Below are 7354 nucleotides of genomic sequence, written 5' to 3' on the forward strand. Positions count from 1 at the left end.
GGGCGGGTGACGATCAGGCCGTGGAGTCGAACAGCTCGGCGATGATCGGCCGCTTGCGGCGGATGCCCAGGCAGCACAGGTAGTAGCTGATGTGGAACGGGTCCTCGGCGAAGGCGATGGAGCGCGTGCCCGGTCGGTCGGCATATTCCACCGCCGAGACGAAGCCCACGCCGATGCCGTGCACCACCGCATGGACGATGGCCTCGCGGCTGTTCAGCTGCATCGCACAGTCCAGCTTCACGCCGTGACGCCGGCAGCCTTCCTCCACCAGCTGGCGGGTGCGCGAGGCCGGTTCGCGCAGTACCACGCGCTCCTTGGCGATCTCCTGCACGCTGACCGATTCCTGCTGCGCCCAGGGGTGGTCGTCGCGTACCACCGCGAGGATCGGGCAGGTGCGGTAGAGCTGCGTGCTCAGGCGCTGGTCGAACTCCGAGAGGGCGAGGATCGCCACGTCGATGTCGAAGTTGTACAGCCGCTCCAGGGTACCGGCCTCGCTGGTGAACGAGGTCTCCAGTTCGATGTGCGGGTACCGCTGCATCAGCGAGTAGGTCAGGCTCATGGCAATCGGCGGCGACACCGCGCCGAGGCGCAGCATGCCCTGCTTGCGCTGCTGGAAGCTCTGCAGCAATTGCAAGGCTTCGTCCTCCTGGCCGAACAGGCCCTGGGTGATCGCGTAGAGCTGCTGCCCGGCCGGGCTCAGCTCGATGAAGCGGCCGCGGCGGTGGAACAGCTCCACCGAGAAACGCTTCTCCAGGCCGCTGACCTGCTCGCTGATGGTCGGCTGGCCGACGCTCAGCAGCGCCGCCGCCTGGGTGAAGCTGCCGGTGCGGGCCACGGCATGAAAGGAGCGCAACCACTTGTGGTACTGGTACATGAGGCTTCTCTATCAGGAGGGCTTGCCGCATGGCCGTGCCCTCAGCGCCGGACGAACAGGGCGACCACCGCGCTGCATACGCATGCCGTGGTGACCACGATGAAGATCAGTGAAGTATTGCCGGTCGTGTCCAACATGCGACCGATCAGGGGTTCGGCCAGGCCCGCGAAGAGGTAGGAGGAGAAGTTCATGATGCCGGTGGCGGTGCCGGCGCGGCGTGCGCCGACCAGATCCGGGCAGAGCGCCCAGAAGCTCGACGCCGGGCCGTAGACGAAGAAGCCGCAGAGGAACAGCGCGAGCAGGCCGACGCCGCTGTGTGCCGGCAGGCTCCACATCCACAGGCTGGTGAGGGCGCCCAGCACCATGTAGAGCATGATCGCGCGGTAGCGCTTGCTGCCGAACAGGCGGTCGGATACCCAGCCGTTGCTCAGCGCACCCACGGCCATGCCGACCGGCAGGGCGATGGTGATCCACTTCGGGTCGATGAAGCTCTGGCCCTTCTGCCAGTCGGCGCCAAGGAAGTGCACCGGCACCCAGACGATCAGCCCGTAGCGCGCGGCGTTCTGGAAGCCCAGCGACAGCGCCGCCACCAGCAGGCGCGGGTTCTTCAGCACCGCGAGGTAGCGCTGCGTCGAGGTTTCTTCCTGGCCGTGGGCGGCTTCGCTGGCGCGGTCCTCGGCGTTTGCCACGCCGGTATCGGCCAGCGGTTCGAAGCCCATGTCCTGCGGGCGTTCGCGGGCCACCAGGTAGAACACGATGCCGCCGGCGAGCATCAGCAGCACCGGCAGGCGGAAGATCCAGCGCCACTCCAGGTGCAGCACGTCGATCACCACCACTGAGGTGACATAGGACAGCACCGATGCGCAGCCGGCGGCGAAGACGTAGAAGCCATAGACCTTGCCGCGCTCGGCGGCGCTCCACCAGTTCGACAGCAGGCGGCTGCCCGGCGCCCAGCCCAGGGCCTGGAAGTAGCCGTTGATGCCCCAGGGCAGGATCAGGCTGCCGAAGCCGCCGGCGAAGCTGGTGACCCAGTTGGCCGCGCAGGACAGCGCCGCGCCCAGGCTCATGATGCGCCGGCCGCCGAACTTGTCGGCGAGGTTGCCGTTGATGGCCTGGCCGATGGCGTACATCCACAGCATGGCGCTGGAAGCCCAGCCGAGGGTCTCCTTGCTCAGGCCGAATTCGGCCTGGATGCCGGGGATGGCGAAGCCGAAGGTCTGGCGGCCGGTGTAGAAGAACAGGTAGCAGAACATCGCGGCCAGCAGCATGCGCCACTGGGCAACGCGGAAGGGGGCGACGGCGGAGATGGGGCCAGACAGGGTTTGTGCACGGTTCATGGCTGTTTTCCTTCTTGTTCGCTCGCGCCGACTGAAAGCTCGGCGTGTCGGCACTCTTTTCTGGTGCAACAGGAAAAGGCGGCCGCTGGGGCCGCCCGGTGAAGGACGGCGTCAGGCGGCTTGCGAGCCGATGAAGTTGCGTCCGCGGGCACCCTGCATGGCGAAGTCGATCATCGCTTCGGCTTCGGCGGCAGTCACGCCGTAGTCGCCGAACTCGGTCTTGACCCCGAGGCGATGGAGGAACTCACGCAGGCGCTGCTGCGCTGTAACCCGTTCGCTGCCGAATACCCGCTGCAGGGTGCGGTCGCGGTCGGCGTCGCGGCCCCAGGCCAGGCCCAGCACCAGCGGCAGGGTGAAGGAGCAGGCGATGCCGTGGGGCAGGCCGTGGCGCAGGGTCATCTCGTAGGAGATGGAGTGGGCCAGCGCGGTCTTGGTGTTGGAGAAGGCCATGCCGGCCTTCAGCGCGGCCAGGGCCATGCGCGAGCGCAGTTCGCGGTTGCCGAGGTCCTGCTGCAGGCGCGGCAGGCAGTCGAGGATGTCCTCGATGGCGGAGACGGCGAAGGTGTCGGAGATCGGGTTGGCGTTGTGGTTCCAGATCGACTCCAGCGCATGGGACAGCGCGTCCAGCCCGGTGGACACGGTCACCCCGGCGGGCACGCTGAGCATCAGGTCCGGGTCGATCAGCGCGACCTTGGGCCAGGTGCAGTCCAGGTGCAGGGAGTACTTCTTCTGCTGTCGGGCATCCCAGATGGTCGCCCAGGGCGTCACTTCGCTGCCGGTTCCGGCGGTGGTCGGCGCGGCGATCAGCGTCTTGTGCCGCGCCGGGACGAAGGGCTTGCCGGTGGCCAGCAGGTCGAGCAGTTCGTCGAAGTGCCCGGAAGCGGTGCCGACGATCAGCGCCTTGGCGGTGTCGATGGCGCTGCCGCCTCCGAGGGCGAGGACGGTGCTGCAGTCGGCCGCTTCACGCCAGAAGCGCTCGTGCACATCGCGCAGCCAGGCCACGTCGGGGTTGGGCTGCACGTCGTCGATGAGGTAGGCGAGGCGCTCGCCGAGCAGGCCGCGGACGCGGTCGACCAGCCCCAGTTGCGTGGCTTCGGGGAAGGTCACCAGGGCGACCGTGCCTTCGCACAGGTCGGCGATGCGGTCCAGGCTGCCGCCGCCGAAAACGGTGGCGACGGGATTGTGGAATCGGGCAGGCATGGGCAGTTCCTTGTTGTTGTTTGAACCTGGGGGCCATGCTCGGGGGCTCGTCGGTTTCGTTCCAATCGATTGATCGCAGGTGGGCATCGGCCAGACCGATAACGGCGGGTGCGGGCATCCTGCGCAAACTCCAGGCGTGAGCCTGCCCGGCGCGCGTACGTAAGGCACACGCGGCAGGAGGCTGCGGCGGAAGGGGGAGGAAGTCGGGGCGGGTCGGTGCCGCCCGTTACCCAAGATGGCGTGGCGCAGGCGGTTGAAGAGCAGGTTGGTGAGCACCACCATGAGGGTGATGACGACGATGCAGGTGGCGGTCTCCTGTTACTTGAAAGGCCCGCATGCGTCCGCCCTCATCGCTGAGCGGTTGTCGTCGCCCCGGCATGCCCGGGCAATGCGCTGGAAATGACAGCGGCCAACAGAACGAAGACTGTCGATATCCAGAGACACGCCGCCAGGCCATACGCCTGGAATACCCACCCGGAAAGCAGCGTGCCGATCAGGCGTCCCAGGGCGTTGGACATGTAGTAGAAGCCCACGTCCAGCGACACGCCGTCCTCCTTGGCATACGAGACGATCAGGTAGCTGTGCAGGGAGGAGTTCACCGCGAAGAGCGCGCCGAACAGCATCAGGCCGCCCAGCAACACCGCTTCGGTGGATAGGCGGGTATTCAGGCCAATGGCAATCGCCGCTGGCAAGACGGCAAGCAGCGTCGCCCAGATAAACGCCGCGCGACCGTCCGGGACATGCCCGCGCTGCTTGCCGGTCAAGGCCGGGGCGAAGGACTGGACAATGCCGTAGCCGATCACCCAGGCGGCGAGGAAGCCGCCCACCTGCCAGACGTCCCAGCCGAAGGATGCGCTCAGGTAGACGGGCAGGGCGACCACGAACCAGACGTCACGCGCACCAAACAGAAACAGACGGGCCGCGGAGAGGACGTTGATCGCCCGGCTCTTGGAAAGCAGGTCGCGGAACCTGGGTTTGGCTTTGGCCTTGCCCAGGTCCTTTTTCAGCGACAGCATGCTGCCGATCCAGATGAAGCCCAGCATCAGGGCCATTGCCAGCACGGCCCCCCTGAAACCGAGCAGGGCCAGGAGTGCACCGCCCAGGAAGAAGCCGACGCCCTTGAGGGCGTTCTTCGAGCCCGTGAGGATCGCCACCCACCGGTAGAGCTTGCCTTGCTGCGTGTGCGGCACCAGGAGCTTGATCGAACTCTTGGCGCTCATCTTGTTGAGATCCTTGGCGATGCCCGACAGGGCCTGTGCGGCCATCACCCAGGGAATGCTCAGCATGGCCGATGGAACCGTGAGCATGAGCAAGGCCACCACCTGCGTGGCGAGACCGATGTTCATGGTGCGGTTCAGGCCGATGCGCGCGCCGAGATAGCCGCCCACCAGGTTGGTGACTACACCGAAGAGCTCGTAGAACACGAACAGGGCGGCGATCTGCAGGGGCGAATAGCCCAGCGCGTGGAAGTGCAGCACCACCAGCATGCGCAAGGCGCCATCGGTGAGGGTGAATGCCCAGTAGTTTCCCGTCACCAGCAGGTACTGCCGGAATTCCGGGGCGAGGGACGACAGCGCCTTCATGATCCCGTCCTGCTCTCTCAACCGGCCAGGCCGACCAGCTTCGCCAGTTCCACGGTGCGGTTGGCGTAGCCCCATTCGTTGTCGTACCAGGCGTAGATCTTCACCTGGGTGCCATTGACGACCAGCGTCGACAGCGCGTCGATGATCGACGAGCGCGGGTCGGTGCGGTAATCGATGGAGACCAGGGGGCGCTCCTCATAACCGAGGATGTCCTTCAGTTCGTTTTCGGCGGCGCTCTTGAGCAGGCGGTTCACCTCATCCGCGCTGGTTTCCCGTTCGACCTCGAATACGCAATCGGTCAGCGAGGCGTTGGCCAGCGGAACGCGGACGGCGTGACCGTTGAGGCGCCCCCGCAGCTCGGGAAAGATTTCCGCGATGGCGGTGGCCGAACCGGTGGTGGTGGGGATCAGGCTCATGCCGGAGGCGCGGGCGCGGCGCAGGTCCTTGTGCGGTTGATCGAGGATGCTCTGGGTATTGGTCAGGTCGTGGATGGTGGTGATCGAGCCGTGGCGGATGCCGAGGTTCTCGTGGATCACCTTCACCACCGGAGCCAGGCAGTTGGTGGTGCAGGAGGCCGCCGTGACGATGCGGTGCCGGACCGGATCGAACAGGTGCTGATTGACGCCCATGACGACGTTCAGGGCTCCATCCTCCTTCACCGGAGCGCTTACCACGACGCGCTTCACGCCCTGATCGAGGTAGGCCTGGAGCACGGCAACCGACTTCATCCTGCCGCTGGCCTCGATGACCAGATCGCAGCCGGACCAGTCGGTGTCGGCGATGGCTTTGTTGGCGGTGACCTCGATGCGCCTGCCGCCGATGATTACCGAGTCGCCGTCGGCACTGGCTTCGTGATGCCAGCGGCCGTGCACCGAGTCGAAGTTGATCAGGTGGGCGTGGGTTTCGGGATCGCCGGCCGGGTCGTTGATCCGGACGAACTCGAATTCCGGCCAGTCCCAGGCGGCGCGCAGTGCCAGACGACCGATACGGCCGAAACCGTTGATGCCGATTTTGATGCTCATGTTGGTGCGCTCGGATGTTCGTTGAAGGAAGAGGAGAGGCCCAGGCGATTGCTCAGCAGCAGGCGGCGGCCCGCTCCGGGCGATCACCCATGGTGTCCAGGCGATTGCTGTCGGGCTCCAGCCACTGCCGGTTGGCCTCCAGCGCGGTACTCAGGAGGTGGCGCACCCAATCGGGAAGTTCAGGGTGCAAGCGGTAATACACCCATTGGCCCTGGCGTCGATCCGCCAGCAAGCCACCGGTGCGCAGCTGGGCAAGGTGACGGGAAATCTTCGGCTGGCTTTCATCCAGGGCGCAGGTCAGTTCGCACACGCACAATTCGTCTTCGCGAGTGATCAGGAGCATCAGGCGCACGCGGGTGTCGTCGGCCAGGCATTTGAATACGGTGGTTGGACTCAGTGGGTCAGCCATGGCGGCCTCTGCGTTGGCATTCATTCTGTTGCGCCACCTGAGTCGTCGAGAGCGACAGGGCGCATGGTCGAAGCGATGCCATATGATCACATATGGAAAATCGAATATGCGACTTTTCAGATATGAGGCAAGTGCGGGAAGGCGGAGTAGCGAAAAACGAGCGGGGCGCCGGCGCGGGTGCCTGAGGAGGACCGGGGGGTATGGACCCACGGATGTGCCAAGGCGCCCCTCTGGCCGCTCCCGGCCATTTGCAGATGGCCTGTTCGACCCTTCGTCGCCTTCCCGTTTCGCCGGGATGTTGTGGCCGCCAAAGCAGGGCTTCACTAGGGGGAGAGGTTGCTTCACGACCTCTGTCGACTTGAGGCCCGGCGGCACGCCGAGGAGATTACGATGAGCGACCAACAGGCGGCACCCGAGACCCGTGGCGTAACGGTGGAGTTACTGGCTTCGATCGACCTGGGCCCGGAGATCGAGGGCATGGCCGGGCGCCAGCTGCGGATGCGCAAGGTGACTATCGAGCCGGGTGGTGTGTTCGGGCCGGTGCACAACCATATCGACAGGCCCGGCACGGTCTTCATCCTGCAGGGCACCATCACCGACCATCGCAATGGCGTCGCCACGGACTACGGGCCGGGCGTGGGGTGGCCGGAGGACCGGAACACCACGCACTGGCTGGAGAACCGGGGCACGGTGGCGGCGGTGGAAATTTCGGTCGATATCGTCCGGCTGGGGTGAATCCGGCGCATCGAGTCGGAACGAAGAAGCGCCGCGCCGGCCTGGAGCTCGGGCTCCAGGCCGGCGCGGCGCAGGTGGGGCTAGGCCTTCGCGGTCTCTTCCAGCAGCGCGGCCTGTACCAGCAGGTGCAGGTCGCCGTCCGGATGTTGCTCCAGCCAGGCCTTCAGGTCGCGGAGCATCGCGGGCGTCCAGAA

At 66.1% G+C, this 7354-nt stretch carries 7 protein-coding genes; 1 reads left to right on the plus strand and 6 read right to left on the minus strand.

Going from position 1 to position 7354, the window contains the following annotated elements; all coding sequences use genetic code 11:
* Positions 1–13: 13 nt before the first annotated feature.
* The 6 genes from J5M67_RS15125 to J5M67_RS15150 form a co-directional block, all read right to left on the minus strand.
* On the minus strand, positions 14–874 hold the full coding sequence (locus tag J5M67_RS15125) for a LysR substrate-binding domain-containing protein (RefSeq protein ID WP_207886156.1): 861 nt from the start codon (positions 872–874) through the stop codon (positions 14–16).
* A gap of 41 nt (positions 875–915) precedes the next feature.
* Positions 916–2211, minus strand: coding sequence for an MFS transporter (locus tag J5M67_RS15130; protein WP_207886157.1), 1296 nt, complete (start codon positions 2209–2211; stop codon positions 916–918).
* A 111-nt stretch (positions 2212–2322) separates the two neighbouring features.
* Complete coding sequence (gene psrA, locus J5M67_RS15135) at positions 2323–3411, minus strand: iron-containing alcohol dehydrogenase PsrA (RefSeq protein WP_207886158.1); 1089 nt, start codon at positions 3409–3411, stop codon at positions 2323–2325.
* 347 nt (positions 3412–3758) lie between these two features.
* Positions 3759–4994 carry an organoarsenical effux MFS transporter ArsJ gene (gene arsJ / locus J5M67_RS15140; protein WP_207886159.1) on the minus strand — a complete coding sequence of 412 codons (1236 nt, stop codon included), beginning with the start codon at positions 4992–4994 and terminating at the stop codon, positions 3759–3761.
* A 17-nt stretch (positions 4995–5011) separates the two neighbouring features.
* Positions 5012–6016 carry an ArsJ-associated glyceraldehyde-3-phosphate dehydrogenase gene (locus J5M67_RS15145; RefSeq protein WP_207886160.1) on the minus strand — a complete coding sequence of 335 codons (1005 nt, stop codon included), beginning with the start codon at positions 6014–6016 and terminating at the stop codon, positions 5012–5014.
* 52 nt (positions 6017–6068) lie between these two features.
* Positions 6069–6425 (minus strand): metalloregulator ArsR/SmtB family transcription factor, encoded by a 357-nt coding sequence (locus J5M67_RS15150; RefSeq protein WP_207886161.1) that lies wholly within the window; start codon positions 6423–6425, stop codon positions 6069–6071.
* Between the two features lie 390 nt (positions 6426–6815).
* Here J5M67_RS15150 and J5M67_RS15155 point away from each other — a divergent pair, with 390 nt between their 5' ends.
* Positions 6816–7160 (plus strand): cupin domain-containing protein, encoded by a 345-nt coding sequence (locus J5M67_RS15155; protein ID WP_207886162.1) that lies wholly within the window; start codon positions 6816–6818, stop codon positions 7158–7160.
* Positions 7161–7354: the final 194 nt, after the last annotated feature.

Origin of the sequence: Pseudomonas sp. 30_B (genome assembly GCF_017491605.1) — a bacterium.
Classification (GTDB): domain Bacteria; phylum Pseudomonadota; class Gammaproteobacteria; order Pseudomonadales; family Pseudomonadaceae; genus Pseudomonas.